This is a genomic window from Aestuariibacter salexigens DSM 15300 (assembly GCF_000429145.1).
GTDB classification, from domain to species: domain Bacteria; phylum Pseudomonadota; class Gammaproteobacteria; order Enterobacterales; family Alteromonadaceae; genus Aestuariibacter; species Aestuariibacter salexigens.
In genome coordinates, this window is the sequence record NZ_AUBH01000014.1 from 19,268 (window position 1) to 35,923 (window position 16,656).

The window sequence follows — 16,656 nt, forward strand, 5'->3', positions numbered from 1 at the left end:
TTGGCGCGTAAGTGTACCAACAAGTCCGTTGTTGAGGGTAGCGTTAATTATTGCAGCAGTTCGCGCATGCGCTCCTGCACCACTTCTACTAACAGGTCTGGCTGAAATTTAGAGACAAACTTATCGCAACCCACTTTTTCAACCATGGCTTGATTAAACCTGCCGCTTAACGACGTATTCAAGGTAATGTACAGGTCTTTCATTCGCGGGTCGGCGCGCACCTCTGCGGTGAGCATATAACCGTCCATTTCCGGCATTTCCGCATCGGTGATCATCATCAGCAGGTCATTTTGTACATCTTTGCCTTCATCTAACCAGCGCCTTAATAATTTAAGCGCCCGCAAACCATCCTGCTCTTCAATGATCTCAATGCCAAGCTGAGACAGGGTGTCCCGGGTCTGCTGTCTGGCTGTGGCAGAGTCGTCGACGATCAACACCTTTTTGCCTTTCAGGTGATCAACAACCGTCTCATCCAGCACGTCTTCGGATATCTCGATGTGGTAATCGACGATTTCCGCCAGCACTTTTTCCACATCAATGATCTCGACCAGCTCGGTTTTGCCGTCAATCTCAATCTGCGTAATAGCAGTCAGATAGTTCGCTTTACCAATCGAATTTGGCGGCGGCTGAATATTGCTCCAGGATGTGTTGACGATATTAAGTACACTGCCAATTAAAAAGCCCTGCACCGTGCGGTTGTATTCGGTAATGATGACGTTGGCATCATGCCGTTCGTTATCTGCCATAGGCTTCATTTTGATGGCCTGGCGCAGGTCAATGATCGGAATAGATGAACCGCGGTAATTGGTCACGCCGCGCAGATTCTTGTGCGAACCCGGCATTTGATTAAATGCGGGGACTGTAATGACTTCTTTCACCTTAAACACGTTGATGGCGAACACGTGTCTGGTACCGAGCCTAAACATTAAAAGTTCTAGACGGTTTTCCCCTACCAGTTTGGTGCGCTGATCAACAGAGGCAAGGATCCCTGACATAACTTACTCAATCTCAGAACAAATCTTCGTTAAGGATAGACCGTGACGTGGAAAATGTCGTCCATCCCGCCAGATTCATTCACACTATGAATGACGATAATGCCACTTATATATTTTATTTATCAGGAGTCGAGGCATAGGATGAAGTTATTGCTTTTGAAGCTTCCATAAACAGTTTCAATGTGATGAATGAAAGAGCAACAGCTCTGATGTTTCAGCCATGAACGCTACGGATAAGAGGATTTTTACTATGTCCCAGTATCAACAAGATCTCGATACTTTCGCTACTTTACGTGCTGCCCAGAACGGTACCTGGAACGGCATCAACCCAGAATATGCGGCTCGCATGAAAGCCCAGAACCGTTTTAAAACCGGTTTGGATATTGCGCGCTACACCGCAGCCATCATGCGCAAAGATATGCAGGAATATGACCAGGACAGCAGTCAGTACACTCAATCACTGGGCTGCTGGCATGGCTTTGTCGGTCAGCAGAAAATGCTGTCGGTGAAAAAGCATCAGGGCACCACCAGCAAGAGTTACCTGTATCTGTCAGGCTGGATGGTAGCCGCACTGCGCTCAGAGTTTGGGCCGCTTCCTGACCAGTCAATGCACGAAAAAACCTCTGTGCCCGCGTTGATTGAAGAGCTGTACACTTTCCTGCGTCAAGCTGATGCCCGTGAGTTGGGTGATTTGTTTAAGCAACTTGATAACGCCAAAGCAAACGGCGGCGACGTTGCGGCGATTCAGGAAAAAATCGATAACTACGAAACCCACATTGTGCCAATCATTGCTGATATTGACGCCGGGTTTGGTAATGAGGAAGCCACGTACTTGCTGGCCAAGAAAATGATTGAAGCGGGTGCCTGCTGTATCCAGATTGAGAATCAGGTATCCGACGCCAAGCAGTGTGGTCACCAGGACGGTAAAGTCACGGTGCCACATGAAGACTTCCTGGCCAAAATCAACGCCGTACGCTATGCGTTCCTTGAACTCGGCGTCGACGACGGCGTGATTGTTGCCCGTACCGATTCATTGGGTGCTGGTCTGACACAGAAAATTCCGGTATCACAACAGCCGGGCGATCTGGCTGCGCAATACAATGCCTTTTTAGATACTACGCCGGTTAATTCAGTCGCCGACCTGGATGAAGGTGACCTGGTACTGAAGCAAGATGGTCAGTTAGTCAAACCGGTTCGTCTGCCAAATGGCCTGTTTAAATTCAAGCCCAACACTGGCTTCGACCGCGTGGTACTGGATTGTATTACCTCACTACAGCATGGTGCCGACTTACTGTGGATTGAAACGGAAAAACCGCACGTGCGTCAGATTGGTGACATGGTAGATGCGATACGTGAAGTGGTGCCAAATGCCAAACTGGTATACAACAATTCACCGTCGTTTAACTGGACACTGAACTTCCGTCAGCAGGTATTTGACGCATGGCAGGAAGCCGGCAAGGATGTGTCTGGCTATGACAGAGACAGCCTGATGTCTGCCGAGTATGACGGCAGTGAACTGGCTGCCGAGGCGGATCAGAAGATCAAGAGCTTCCAGGCGGATGCTGCAAGAGAGGCGGGTATCTTCCACCACCTGATCACATTGCCAACGTATCACACTGCCGCACTGTCAACCGACAACCTGGCCAAAGGTTACTTTGGTGAAGACGGCATGCTGGCCTATGTGAAAGGCGTACAGCGTCGCGAAATTCGTGAAGGTCTGGCCTGCGTTAAGCATCAGGCGATGGCAGGCTCCGATCTGGGCGATACCCACAAAGAGTACTTCTCGGGCGAGCAGGCCCTGAAAGCCTCGGGTAAAGACAACACCATGAATCAGTTCGATGTATAAGTCGACAGACTCTGTTACCCTTCACCAATGGGCAGCTTCGGCTGCCCTTTTTCGTATCAGGCTCCGCTGGCATATATTGCCGCAACCGATATAATCAGTCGCTGCTGTCATGTACCGGGCGAATTTAACTGATGAATATCTCCAAAGTCGACTTGAACCTGCTGGTCTACCTTGACGTGCTGTTACGTGAAGGCAGTGTAACCAAAGCTGCCAATCAGCTCAGTATTACCCAGCCGGCGATGAGTAACGGCTTGAAACGCCTGCGAGACCTATTCAAAGACCCACTGCTGGTGCGCACCAGCGAAGGCATGACCCCAACCCAGCGTGCGCTGGAACTGCAACCGGTGATACGGGATGTACTCAGCAAGCTGGAAGCCTCTATTCAGCCAGAAACAGAATTCACCCCGGCGACCAGTACCCGAACCTTTCGCATCATGGCCAGTGACTACGCCGAATCGACGCTGCTGCTGGAACTGGTCAGAACCTTGGGGCAGATCGCACCGAATATTACCCTAGATTTAATTACGCCAAGTGACGTGACCTTTCACGATGTTGAACAGGGCAAAGTGGATATGGCCATCAACCGCTTTGACGAACTGCCGCTGTCGTTTCATCAAAAAGTGGTCTGGTATGATACCTTCGCCTGCGTAGTCAGCAGTGATAACCCTATTGCCAAACAGTTTACGCTGGATAACTATCTGAAAAGTACCCATATCTGGGTCAGTAAAACCGGCTTTGGCGTCGGTGTGGGGATCGATCCCAATGAAGTGCAAAAGCTGGGTTGGGTCGATTCGGAGCTGAATAAGCTCGGCAAAAAGCGTGATATCAGGGTGTTTACCCGCCACTATCACGTAGCGCTGCAGCTGGCTAAAACCCAGAACCTGATTGCTACCCTACCCCGTCGTGCAGCAAAAATATTTAAAGACGATCCCACAGTGACCATCCTCGAGCCGCCGTTTGATATCCCGCCTTTTGCGTTAAAAATGGCCTGGAGCGCATTGTTACAGCATGATGCCGGGCATATCTGGCTGCGTCGCCTGATCGGCGAGGTAGCAGAGCGACTGGCGGAAAATGTCTGAAAGACATCATAGTTCATTCATGAATTTTATAGCAGGGATATCAATCATAAATTAAACATTAATATCTCACTTCCCTACACTGAGTGCATTCATGCATTACCGACCTGATGAGGCAACCCATGCAAGGTTATATTCGACGTGGCACCCTGCAAGTCGCAGAACAGTTAGACCGATTCATTAATGACAAAGCCCTGCCCGGCACGGGTATCGACCAGGACACCTTTTGGCACGGTGTAGAATCCATTCTCACCGACCTGACGCCAATTAACAGTGCGTTACTGGCCAAACGCGAGCGCCTGCAAAGCGAGATAGACGACTATTGCGCAGACAAAGACGCGCTGGATGCCGATGACTACCGGCAGTTTCTGACGAATATTGGCTACCTGCAACCCGAGCCTGACGCGTTTACAATTAGTACAGACAATGTAGATCCTGAAATCGCGACTATGCCCGGGCCACAGCTGGTGGTGCCTATCAACAATGCACGGTACGCGCTTAACGCAGCGAATGCGCGTTGGGGCAGTCTCTATGATGCGGCGTATGGCACCGATGTGATCGGCGAAGACGGTGGCGCTGAGATGGGTAAAGGCTACAATCCGGTGCGCGGCGACAAAGTGATCGGCTTTGCGAAAAGCTGGTTAGATAAAATCGCGCCGCTACAGGGTGCCAGCCACAAGCAGGTTACGTCTTACCAAATAGTGGATGGTTCACTGTCAGCCACACTTGGTGAGCGAGACCCCGTAACGCTGGCTTCGGCTGGGCAACTGGTTGGTTATACCGGCGCTGAAGAGAGCCCGACGGCGCTATTGCTTGAGCATAACGGTATTCATGTCGAAATTCAGATAGACCGCACTCATCCGATTGGTAAAACCGACACTGCAGGCGTCAAAGACGTGCTAATGGAAGCCGCTCTGACCACGATTATGGATTGCGAAGATTCTGTCGCTGCAGTAGATGCTGAAGATAAAACCCTGGTGTACGAAAACTGGTACGGTCTTATTAACGGCACCTTGAGTGTTGAGATGAATAAAGGCGGAAATACGCTGATTCGTGAGATGAATCCGGATCGTACTTACACAGCGCCAGATGGCAGTGAACTCGTTCTCCCGGGTCGCAGCCTGATGTTCGTACGTAATGTCGGACATCTGATGCGCAACCCTGCGATGTTACTCAACGATGAGCCGGTGTTTGAAGGACTGATGGATGGCATCTTCACCTCGCTCATCAGTAAACACGATCTGCTGGGCAACGGTCGCTATATAAACAGTAAAACCGGCAGCATTTATATCGTTAAACCGAAAATGCACGGCCCGGAAGAAGTGGCGTTTACGCGCAGTTTGTTTGAGCGCGCTGAAGCACTGCTCGGGCTTGCTCCTAATACCATCAAGATGGGTATTATGGATGAAGAGCGTCGCACCACAGTCAACCTCAAAGCCTGTATTGCGGAGGCGAAAGAGCGCGTGGTGTTCATCAATACCGGCTTTTTGGACAGAACCGGCGATGAAATCCACACCTCTATGCTGCTTGGCCCGTTTGCGCCCAAGGCAGAACTGAAACAGCGCCCTTGGATCCACGCGTACGAAAAGGCTAACGTCATTAACGGCTTAAGCACGGGGATGTCGGGCAAAGCGCAGATTGGTAAAGGCATGTGGCCAATTCCGGATCAGATGGACAATATGATGGCGACCAAAATAGGTCATCCTAAAGCCGGTGCTAATACCGCCTGGGTGCCCTCGCCTACTGCGGCAACGCTGCACGCCTTGCACTATCACGAGGTCGATGTGTTTGCAGTGCAACGGGAATTGGCTGAACAGTCTTACGATGGCTTACAGGATATTCTGGATGTTCCGCTTCTGGACCGCACTAAAGCACTGTCTGAAGAAGACATTCAGCGTGAGCTGGATAACAACGTTCAGGGCATTCTCGGCTATGTAGTGAGGTGGGTACATCAGGGCGTTGGATGCTCCAAAGTACCGGACATCAATAACGTGGGTCTGATGGAAGACCGCGCCACTCTGCGTATCTCCAGTCAGCACATCGCAAACTGGCTTGAACACGGCATTGTGACTGAACAGCAGGTGCGCGAGTCTATGCAGCGCATGGCAGGACTGGTCGATGAGCAAAACGCAGGTGATCCTGAGTACATTGCCATGACACCTGATACCAGCAGCGCCATCGGTTTTCTGGCCGCAGAAGATTTGATCTTCAAAGGCAAAGAACAGCCCAGCGGCTACACCGAGCCTGTGTTGCATGCAAGACGACTGGAAATGAAAGCGAAACTGGCCAGTTAAATGCTGGCCTTTCTTATTTGACCAAGACACTTGCGTGAATAACGCTTACACTATGCCGCGTTCGAATAAAGAGAGTGGTTATGACGGTCAACATCGCAGACGCATTTATTGACACGATTAAAATTGAATCTCGCGCGGTTCAACAGTTGGTAGATAAGGTTCCTGACAATCTGGATGCATTAATTGCACGGATCCTTAACTGTCAGGGCAAGCTGATTGTCACCGGTATGGGCAAGTCCGGTTTAATAGGCCGAAAAATTGCCGCGACCCTCTCCAGCGTTGGCACGCCAAGCTTTTTTGTGCATCCTGCCGAAGCCTACCATGGCGACCTGGGCATGATCACCGCACAGGATATTGTGCTGGCCATCTCCAATTCCGGCGAGACAGAAGAGATCCTGAAACTGATTTCTTTTCTGTCTCAGCAAGGTAACTATCTGGTCAGCATGACCGGAAACCCAGAATCGACACTGGCGCGTCACTCGGATTTTCATTTCGATGTAGCGGTTGAGCAGGAAGCCTGTCCTCTGCAGCTTGCACCCACTTCATCCACAACAGCCACATTGGTGACTGGCGATGCACTGGCCGTCACCTTGATGAAAGCCAGACAGTTCACCCCGGAAGACTTTGCCGTATTTCATCCGGGCGGCTCACTGGGCCGCAGACTGCTCACTACCGTTGAAAACATCATGCGCAAAGACACACTGCCACTGGTAAATGCCGATACACCATTGATTGATGTAGTCAGCACAGTGACCAGCGGCAGACTAGGCATTGCGATTGTAGTAGATAAATCTGAAAAGCTGGCCGGCGTAATAACCGATGGCGATTTACGTCGCGCCATGGAAAGCGAAAAAGAGCGTTTCTTTACACTCAGTGCCCAGCACATTATGTCCGCCCACCCCAAAACGATCCCAAGCACGGCATCATTGGTAGACGCCGAAGAGATGATGGCGAAGTACAAGGTCAATACCCTGCTTGTGTCGGATAACGCGCAAGATGTAGCCGGAGTGGTGCAGATTTACGATTTGTAAGGCCCCGGACAGCCGCTACGCGCCTTCCACGGAGACGAGAGAGGGTTGTCGTCCCCGTGGGAGCGAAATTTGTCACCCCCGCAATGCTCTTGGGCGGGGGTCGCACGCTGGAAACTAATCATTCCCACTGTACTTTTGGTCACCAAACTGTCAGGTTTTTTTACACTTTCAACAGTGCTTAAAACAAGCACATTTATATCCTTATGAAAAACAAGGTCTTTTACGATTGGTATAAATTATGCAATTTATTTTTATAAATAAGTGGCACAAGGTAACCAATCATGCGTACTTATCTCTTACTTTTGCTAATGCTTGCCCTGTCAGGTTCTGCATTCGCTGTTACTATTAATTGCCAGGATCCACATTATTTACCCGGTGGTTCATCTCCTTCAGGGGTATGGATTAATTCCGCGATAGCCACTGACACCAATTTTCAGGTGGTCCCTCCAGGGTTTTCAATTTATGCCACCGATTGTGAAGGCTTGTTTGTAGGTAATGACAACCCCCTGCCTACACTAAATACAGGCGGTATGGGAGACGGATTACTAAACGGTGCAGACCAAACAGGTGGACATAGAGACCCAGACTTAGATCCTAACACTGCTTTTGAACCAGGTGCGTTTATCACTGTCGCTGATTTACAGGATTTGGTAGGTAATGATGGCGTAAACGATCCCGGTTGGATTTTATTGGGTAAAGATGAAGCAGGCACTGGCGATTGGACTGCGGGTAATTTTGCGGACACCAGCAACTGGAACCTTCCACAAACACTAGGCATATTTGACTTAACACAATACCTCACCATCGGTATCACCTGTTCTTATGGGTCGTTTGGTAGTGGCTGTGGTGCTGGCGATTGGAATTTAACCTTCACAGATCCAACTGGTTTATTGAATGCCCTAGCGGGAACCGTGTTTGGCGATAGCTTTTTCGACCATCTCGCATTCAGTTTCAAAGCGGGTGGTGAGTTTGTGGTTTACGACTTTGACTTTAATCTGATCAATGCAGCAACCAATGGTGCATTTGATTTGTCAGTGCCTCATAACTTTGAAGGGACATTCGATGTGGCCTCTCTATTTGGCACAACGGACATCTCTCACCTGACTATTTGGGCAAGAGATCCGGTGGATAGCTCGACAGTGAACGAACCAGCTCCAATATTACTTATGCTTTTAGCCACTGGATTGCTAGCAATACGTTCGAGGAAAATAACAGGTAAATAAGGTTATTCCCGCAATGCTATTGGGCGGGGCCGACGGGATCTGAAATTCCTACACTTATTAGAAACTTATGCTACCTTGCAGAGATGAACACTTTGCAATGATTACAACGGATTATGGACAATAACGTTCAAGACATTGTTTCTGTATTGTCGGAAAAGCTGTCGGCTGTAGCACACGTAGATATTCTGAACTCCAACGAAGCGACTAAAAAGTTCGGTAATACCACTTTTTCAGAGCCAGTTAAACTTGATGCAGCGGTTACGATTACCCATAAATCTCAAATCCCTGTCTTATTAAAGTGTGCCAATGAACTTTTATTTGATATCCATCCTGTTAGCAGCGGCAGAAATTGGGGATACGGTTCTATCTGTGAGAGCTTGTCAGACAGGTTACAAATCCTTTTAGATTTATCAGCTTTAAAAGCAATAACGCCAACAGATAAGGATTTAGGTCTTATCACCCTAGAGCCAGGGGTTACTCAGCAAGAGTTATATGACTACTTATATGATAACGGCTGGGATTACATGGTACCTGTTACTGGAGCGGGTCCCAATTGCAGTATTGTCAGTAACGCACTCGAGAGAGGCTATGGTATCACACCCTATACAGACCATTTTGCGGCTGTTACAAGCTTGAAAGGATATGTTCCACACCCTGACCTATGTGAAACCGAATACTGTTCCTATGTTGCAGTTCTCGACAAGACCGATAAACAACTTGCCGATAAGTCTTTCAAATGGGGCCTAGGTCCTTACCTTGACGGGCTCTTTACACAATCTAATTTTGGTATTGTCAGCGAACTTACGGTTCGCCTGGCTAAGAAGCGTCAAGGTTTCACATCTTTCTATTTACAGTCTTTTAGAAAAGACAATTTCCACGACCTCGTTGATGCCACTAAGGATGTATTGCAAAGCTTTGAAGGTATTGTTGGCTCTATCAACCTAATGGACAAGCGACGTATCGCCACTATGGTGTCCGAGAACCCGAACGGGTCTGGCAACCAAAAAGTGATGAGCGACGAGCAACTTGACGCGGTTGCTAAACAACACCGTATCCCTGAATGGACTATGGTTGGTTCTATCTATGGTGAGCCGGCAATCGTTAAGTCTGCCAAGACTCTAATAAAGAAAAAATTAAAGGGTAAAGGCTCACTTTTATTTTCTGACAGTTTTCTTATTAAGCTTGGAAAGCTCGTCACGTCTTTGCTGCCAGTAGGACCATTAAAAACCTTCCAACATCAGCTTAAGTCGCTGGATGAGGGCATCGAGATTATGCAGGGTAAACCCAACCGGGTTGCATTACCCATTGCATATTGGGAAAACGCTACGATAACTCCGGATAAAGCATCCGAGTTAAATCCAGCCAGAGACAACTGTGGTCTGCTTTGGTATGCGCCCTTACTGCCCATGCACGCAGCATCAATGCATAAATTTGTATCAATGGTGAGAGATATTACACCTAAATATCATATCGAACCGCTTATAACCTTCACTAACTTAAGGCATGACTGCGTCGACTCAACCGTGCCTATTCTGTTTAATCTACAAAATCCTGATGCGGTAACGCGTGCGAAAGCATGTTTGAACGAGTTAGTAGAAAGTGGCGTGAAAAAGGGGTTCGTACCCTACAGACTTAACACCAGACAGCAACAGGAGTTGCTTTCAAATGAGTGTGTAGCGGCAAAGTCATACGCCTTGATCAAACAAAGCGTTGACCCGAATAATATATTGTTACCCAACCGATACTAGATGGTTCAGATAGCATTGAGCATGGTAGATAAACCAACCTGCCACTCCTGCCCATCGAAAACCTGATAGCTTTTCTCACACTCCATCACACTATATGCAGGCCGTGGCGCCGGTGCACCGTACTCAGCTGCTGTAGTGGGTGTCATGGTAACCTCTCTGTTGATAAGGCCTTTCTCCCTGCCCTGCCGATAGATTTCTTTCGCAAACTCATACCATGTAGTGGCGCCTTTATCTGACCAGTGGAAGATACCCGTGTGAGATTGCTCTTCTGTGAGCTTCCAAATAAAACGTGCCAGGCCTTTTGCCCAGGTTGGGCTGCCGGTTTGGTCGGCAACAATGGATAGGCTGTCCAGCTTGTTCATCAGCTTAATCATGGTTTTTACAAAGTTATTGCCATGGGCTGAATACAACCATGATGTTCTGACAATGGCGCTTCGCTCAGGATAAAGGTCAAGCACGTACTGCTCGCCTTTTTGTTTGGACTTGGCGTAGATACCTTCAGGGGCAACCGGTGAGTCAGGCGTGTAAGGCGTATCAGCTTTACCATCAAACACAAAGTCGGTAGAGACCTGAATGAAATAGCAGTCAAGCGCTTTGCAGGCACTGGCAAGATGCTTGACCGCCTCTGCGTTTAGCGCGTAGGCAGCATCAGGCTCCTGTTCGGCTTTATCTACGGCGGTGTACGCCGCACTGTTAATCACCACATCGGGGGTGAGTGCTTTTAGCGCTTCGTTGACCGCTTGCTCATCAAACAGGTTAATATTGTCTCTGCCCAGACAGGTTAGATTGACATTGTCTGGCCTGGTGTCATTGAGCTCCCAGGCCAGCTGTCCACTTTTACCGATAACAACGACGTTCATTTAGTCTTTACCACCGAGTCGTTCTAACTGGTATGAGCCATCCAGTACATTGTTACACCAGGCCTGATTATCCAGATACCACTGCACGGTTTTGGCAATACCGGTTTCAAAGGTCTCTTCAGGGTGCCAGCCTAGCTCTTTATTGATTTTGCTTGCATCAATAGCGTAGCGCAGGTCATGGCCGGGGCGGTCTTTGACATAAGTAATCAGCTGGGTGAAGTCGGTAATGCCGTCTGGCTTATTGCTGACTTTTTCGTTGAGCAGATGACAGATAGTGTTAACCACTTCAATGTTCTGCTTCTCATTAAAACCGCCAATGTTATAGGTCTCACCCACCTTGCCTGTCGTGACCACGGTATACAGCGCTTTTACGTGGTCTTCGACATACAGCCAGTCTCTGACCTGCTTTCCATCTCCATAGACAGGTAAAGGTTTACCGGCCAGGGCATTGAGTATCATCAGCGGAATAAGCTTTTCCGGGAAGTGATAAGGGCCATAGTTATTTGAGCAATTGGTAATCACGCATGGCAAGCCGAACGTGCGATGCCAGGCACGGACCAGATGGTCGGAGCCTGCTTTACTCGCTGAATAAGGTGAACTCGGCGCATACGGCGTGGTTTCAGTAAACAAACCGTCGTCTTCTAAATCGCCATACACTTCATCGGTGGAAATATGGTGGAAGCGGAAGGCTTCTTTACCTGCCTCATCTAACTCTGACCAATAGGCTTTAGCCGCATCCAGTAAGGTGTAAGTACCGACCACGTTGGTCTGGATAAACTCGGCGGGTCCATCGATGGAGCGGTCTACATGAGACTCTGCCGCCAGGTGCATGATGTAGTCAGGTTTGAAGTCGTTGAACAGGTGTTTGACCAGCTCACCATCGCAGATATCACCCTGTACAAATTGATAACGCTCACTGTCGGCAACAGAGGCTAATGATTCAAGGTTTCCTGCATAGGTGAGTTTATCCAGGTTCAGCACCTGATTGTCGGTCTCTTCAATCAGGTAGCGTACTAAGGCCGAGCCGATAAACCCGGCGCCGCCGGTGACTAATATTCTTTTACTCATAATAGGTCGCGTCTTTAAATAGGTTGCCCTGCTTGTCTTTGTCTGACACCAGAGGCGCATCGTTAAGCAGTTGCCAGTCGATGCCTAATTCTGGGTCGCTGTACAGCACGCAGTATTCGTCACCGGGAGCGTAATAGTCAGTACAGCGATACACAAACTCAGCGTACTCAGAGGTGACATAAAACCCGTGGGCAAATCCGCCCGGCACCCACATCTGGCGTTTGTTTTCAGTACTGAGCTCAACAGCAACATGTTTGCCAAAAGTCGGGCTGGACTTTCGCATATCCACCGCCACATCAATTACGCTGCCCGCAACGACACGCACCAGTTTGCCCTGTGGTTGCTTAAGCTGATAATGCAGGCCACGCAGCGTGCCCTGCTTCGATGCGCTGTGGTTATCCTGCACAAAGGTCACATCAGAAACCTGCTCTCTAAACCAGTCATCACGAAAGGTTTCCATAAAAAAGCCACGATGGTCGCCAAAGACTTTCGGCTCGATGACTTTAATATCATCGATGGATGTATCAATTACTTGCATAAACTTAAAAGACTCGGGTTTTCGTCAGATTAATCAGGTATTCGCCATAGCCGCTTTTAACCAGCGGTTTGGCTATCTCAATCAGTTGCTCTTTTGAAATCAGCTTCAAACGGTACGCGATTTCTTCCGGGCAGTTCACTTTCAGGCCCTGTCGTTTTTCCAGTGTTTCAATAAACTGCGCAGCTTGCAGCAGACTGTCATGGGTACCGGTATCCAGCCAGGCCGTGCCGCGGCCCATAATCTCCACCTGCAAGGTGCCTTTGTCCAGATATTGCTGAATGACATCGGTGATTTCCAGCTCGCCTCGAGGGGATGGCTTGACTCGCTTGGCGCATTCCACCACCTCACTGTCAAAGAAATACAACCCCGGCACCGCGTAGTTGGATTTAGGCTGCTTGGGCTTCTCTTCAATCGAGATGGCCTTACCGGTCTCATCAAAATCCACCACGCCATAGGCGGTCGGATTGGAAACGTGGTAACCAAAAACGGTCGCGCCAGACTCTTGTTGATTAGCACGCTTAAGCGACTGCATCAGGTCATGGCCGTAAAACAAATTATCACCCAACACCAACGCTGCAGGGGCGCCATTCAGGAAGTCTTCGGCTAACAAGAAGGCTTGTGCCAGCCCATCAGGGGAAGGCTGTTCGGTGTAAAAAAAGTTGACACCCCATGCTTTACCATCACCCAGCAGAGCTTCAAAGCGAGGCAGCTCTTCTGGCGTTGAGATAATCAGAATATCTGTAATGCCCGCCTGCATGAGCGTGGCGATGGGATAGTAAATCATCGGCTTGTCGTACACTGGCATCAGCTGTTTACTAACAACCATGGTCAGTGGATGTAAACGACTGCCTGTACCACCGGCGAGAATGATCCCTTTTCTTTTCATAGTAATTCCATCCCAACTTAATTTGTTTCGATTTTGTAGTAGTCTTTATACCATTCTACAAATGCTTTGATACCTGTTTTCAAATCAGTCTTAGGACGATAACCCGTATCTTTCACCAGAGCCTCAACATCGGCGTAAGTATCAGGTACGTCTCCAGGCTGCATAGGTAGCAACTCTTTCTGCGCCGTTTTGCCTGCAGCTTGTTCAATAGTTTCGATGTATTCGAGTAAGTGAACAGGGGTTTGTGCGCCAATATTATATACACGCCAAGGCGCCTTACTGGAGGCTGCATCAGGATTCTCACCAGACCAATCAGGATTGCCCGTTGCCGTATTGTCCAGCGTGCAAACTATGCCCTCAACAATGTCATCGATATAAGTAAAGTCGCGACGATGGTTACCATAGTTAAAGACTTTTAACGGCCTCTCTTCAAATATCGCTTTAGCGAATAAGAAGGGAGACATATCAGGTCTTCCCCATGGCCCGTAAACAGTAAAAAAGCGCAGTCCAGTCGTCGGCAAGTTATATAAATGGCTATATGTGTGGGCCATTAACTCATTAGCTTTTTTACTCGCCGCATACAAAGACACAGGATGATCGACATTATCATGCACAGAAAACGGCATAGATTCATTTGCACCGTAAACGGAACTAGAGGATGCATAGACGAGGTGTTGAACGTCGTTGCAACGGCACCCCTCTAGGACATTCATAAAGCCTACGATATTGGCATCGATATACGCATGAGGGTTTTCAAGTGAATATCGCACACCCGCCTGTGCGGCAAGGTGCACCACTTTGTCAAACCTTTGCTCAGCGAACAATCTTTCCATGGCGGGCCTGTCTTCTACTGCCACCTTGGTAAAAGTGAAATTGACTGCATTGTCATGATTTTCTATGCGTTTTACCCGGTCAAGCTTCAGGTTCACGTCGTAGTAATCGTTTAGGTTATCGATACCAATAACTTCATCGCCTCTTTCCAGCAATGATAAGCAAACATGCGAACCAATAAATCCGGCAGCGCCGGTGACGAGAATCTTCATCTTTAAAGCTCTTTTAAGAATCCATAGAAAATTTGCCAGCTATGCCCTTGTACAAACCAACGTATGACTTTACGGCTAAGTGTTTTATCAGGAGTGATAATGGCATTTTTAAAAGGTGCCCGCGACAAAAAACCACAAATCGTGCCACATCATCTGCAGGCTTAGTGACTAAAGGATGAATGGGCAAAACGGCTCTTGCATATACTACTGACCAAAACCGATAGCGATTTTTATGTTTGCACTCACTTACAAAATAAAAAGCTGCACCGACCAATTCAACATCAAAATATTTAACGAGGCACGTTAACAAGCAATATAGCTCTAACGTAAAACCAGTTATATTTGCCAACTCAATTAATCGCAACCACTGTTTTTCATCTAGTTCATTAGTCAGTAAGAACAAGTCGAAAAGGTCTCTAGAAGCGGAGCACATATCTTCATTTGCAAACAAATGAATGCAACTGTGCATTATCATTTCAGGCGAATTAAAAACCGAACCGTTTTCAGATACCTTTTCACTGTGTTCTAAAAACTCGTCAATATTGGGCGCTTTATCACTAATCGCCATGAAAAGGTTATGATGCACGTCCAACACAGTGCCTCTTAGCGGATGAAAAAACGGAGGCAATTCGTGCGCCCACTCTCGGTAGTATTTCTCGTCGTAGTCATCGAGCTTTTTCGTTTGCCACATTGCAAGTTTAAGCGCTCTTTCCGACGCAATTAGATCTTCTTTTCTCACCAGCACATCAATATCAGAAACCAATCTGCCTTCACTGCAACGTTCATTCTTGACAACATACGCCGCACCTTTCATCAAACAAAAGGGGATGCTTTGTGCTCCGAATGTTTCTTCTAGCTTAATTGCTTCGTACTTAATTTGCTGCTTCTGCCTATCCGCATAAACCATGGCACTTTTTATGTGCTTTTGAGCATATTTCGGAAAACTTGAAAAACAGCCTTGATGTTCCGCGCGAAAACCAAAACTTGCGAGTAGTTTGGTTTCACGTAGCACTAAAATTAACTTAGCCCACTCCTCCAGACTGAGTGCATGACATTCAGTTGGTTTTTTAAGATAGAAAAAAACGTGGCTGGAGATAACTGACATATTATTCGGCTAGTATTTCTTCTTCGAGAAACTCACTTAAGAATCCCAAGTCATTGTATTTTAATTCAAAAGCCTTAACATTTTTGACGATATTAGACGCTGCATTAAAACCAGCTTCTGCCATCACATGATAGTTAAACGCATGCTGAGTGAATGATTCAAAAACTTGTAATTGACTAAGCGTATAAATTTCCAACTCTACATTGCTCTTGTATTCAGGGAAAACTACCCCTCTTATTTCAGCAGGGCTAAACTGACAATATTGTTCCCAGGAATGGATTTTTACATGTGCCACCGTGCCCTTCGTCGTATCATGACAGGCAGGCGTCATCACCGCGTCTGGGAACCACTCTTTAACTAACTCAATAGACTCATTCTTTATGCATGCAGGTCGAAAAAGCGGCTTTACAGTTAGGGTTTGCAAATCGATGATGGCCATCTCATCTGAAAAGACCTGCCATCCTGATAACCCCAGAAAGGTTGTTAATGTACTTTTTCCAGAGCCAGGGCTGGCAGGGAAAAGTATGGCTGAATCGCCCTTAACCAAAACAGAAGAGTGAATAATTAAGTGATTGTAGTCGTGCGCTGCGATTACCCAATTCATACCCCACTCTAATAATGGGTATGCCTGATTTGCCGGCAGGGGTTTGAAGGGCGAGTGGAGATCTGAATAAAATAAGATGTTTTTAAAAAAGTGTTTTCTTAGGTAAGAGGAAGGCTTGATGGATATTGCGTAATCCCATTGACGGTCGCTCAGTGCGTCTCCGTACATAAGGTCAACGTTTTGTTTTATGGCGGATGGTTGCTCTGTAACTAAGAACTTATACAACCCTGTTTCAATACTCTTCACAAGCTCTTATTTTAACAATCCGTACCGTGTCAGCATGTTAACCTTTTCAGCGTCCGGTTTTTCACAAAATTTAATGAAAATATTCTCAATCTT

At 47.7% G+C, this 16,656-nt stretch carries 14 protein-coding genes; 6 read left to right on the forward strand and 8 right to left on the reverse strand.

All coding sequences use genetic code 11. The annotated features are described in order from the left end of the window. Window positions 1-47 precede the first annotated feature (47 nt). Window positions 48-995, reverse strand: a complete 948-nt coding sequence (locus G441_RS0114995) for a chemotaxis protein CheV (RefSeq protein WP_026377114.1) — start codon at window positions 993-995, stop codon at window positions 48-50. Between the two features lie 250 nt (window positions 996-1,245). On the opposite strand from G441_RS0114995, the gene G441_RS0115000 reads away from it, so the two are divergent. From G441_RS0115000 to G441_RS0115030, 6 genes are all read left to right on the forward strand, one after another. Further along, window positions 1,246-2,841, forward strand: coding sequence for an isocitrate lyase (locus tag G441_RS0115000; RefSeq protein WP_026377115.1), 1,596 nt, complete (start codon window positions 1,246-1,248; stop codon window positions 2,839-2,841). Window positions 2,842-2,972: 131 nt separating this feature from the next. Next, the gene (locus tag G441_RS0115010; RefSeq protein ID WP_026377116.1) at window positions 2,973-3,920 is read left to right on the forward strand and encodes a LysR family transcriptional regulator; all 948 of its coding nucleotides are present in this window, start codon (window positions 2,973-2,975) and stop codon (window positions 3,918-3,920) included. Window positions 3,921-4,039: 119 nt separating this feature from the next. Next, complete coding sequence (locus G441_RS0115015; protein ID WP_026377117.1) at window positions 4,040-6,211, forward strand: malate synthase G; 2,172 nt, start codon at window positions 4,040-4,042, stop codon at window positions 6,209-6,211. 80 nt (window positions 6,212-6,291) lie between these two features. Then, complete coding sequence (locus G441_RS0115020) at window positions 6,292-7,242, forward strand: KpsF/GutQ family sugar-phosphate isomerase (protein WP_034475308.1); 951 nt, start codon at window positions 6,292-6,294, stop codon at window positions 7,240-7,242. A 281-nt stretch (window positions 7,243-7,523) separates the two neighbouring features. Further along, complete coding sequence (locus G441_RS0115025) at window positions 7,524-8,465, forward strand: hypothetical protein (protein ID WP_026377119.1); 942 nt, start codon at window positions 7,524-7,526, stop codon at window positions 8,463-8,465. Window positions 8,466-8,578: 113 nt separating this feature from the next. Beyond that, complete coding sequence (locus G441_RS0115030; RefSeq protein ID WP_034475311.1) at window positions 8,579-10,213, forward strand: FAD-binding protein; 1,635 nt, start codon at window positions 8,579-8,581, stop codon at window positions 10,211-10,213. Window positions 10,214-10,218: 5 nt separating this feature from the next. Here the strand turns inward: G441_RS0115030 and rfbD are convergent, their stop codons facing one another. The 7 genes from rfbD to G441_RS0115065 are packed head-to-tail and all read right to left on the reverse strand — an operon-like array spanning window position 10,219 to window position 16,563. Further along, entirely contained in the window at window positions 10,219-11,073 is an 855-nt protein-coding gene (gene rfbD, locus G441_RS0115035; protein ID WP_026377121.1) for a dTDP-4-dehydrorhamnose reductase, read from the reverse strand. After that, entirely contained in the window at window positions 11,074-12,141 is a 1,068-nt protein-coding gene (gene rfbB, locus G441_RS0115040) for a dTDP-glucose 4,6-dehydratase (RefSeq protein WP_026377122.1), read from the reverse strand. Beyond that, the gene (gene rfbC / locus G441_RS0115045; protein ID WP_026377123.1) at window positions 12,134-12,679 is read right to left on the reverse strand and encodes a dTDP-4-dehydrorhamnose 3,5-epimerase; all 546 of its coding nucleotides are present in this window, start codon (window positions 12,677-12,679) and stop codon (window positions 12,134-12,136) included. The genes rfbB and rfbC overlap by 8 nt, the downstream gene beginning before the upstream one ends. Before the next feature lie 4 nt (window positions 12,680-12,683). Continuing rightward, on the reverse strand, window positions 12,684-13,565 hold the full coding sequence (gene rfbA / locus G441_RS0115050; protein WP_026377267.1) for a glucose-1-phosphate thymidylyltransferase RfbA: 882 nt from the start codon (window positions 13,563-13,565) through the stop codon (window positions 12,684-12,686). A 17-nt stretch (window positions 13,566-13,582) separates the two neighbouring features. After that, on the reverse strand, window positions 13,583-14,608 hold the full coding sequence (locus G441_RS0115055) for an NAD-dependent epimerase (protein WP_026377125.1): 1,026 nt from the start codon (window positions 14,606-14,608) through the stop codon (window positions 13,583-13,585). A 13-nt stretch (window positions 14,609-14,621) separates the two neighbouring features. Beyond that, entirely contained in the window at window positions 14,622-15,713 is a 1,092-nt protein-coding gene (locus tag G441_RS18830) for a nucleotidyltransferase family protein (RefSeq protein ID WP_051275645.1), read from the reverse strand. A gap of 1 nt (window position 15,714) precedes the next feature. Continuing rightward, window positions 15,715-16,563 carry an HprK-related kinase A gene (locus G441_RS0115065; RefSeq protein ID WP_026377126.1) on the reverse strand — a complete coding sequence of 283 codons (849 nt, stop codon included), beginning with the start codon at window positions 16,561-16,563 and terminating at the stop codon, window positions 15,715-15,717. Window positions 16,564-16,656 lie beyond the last annotated feature (93 nt).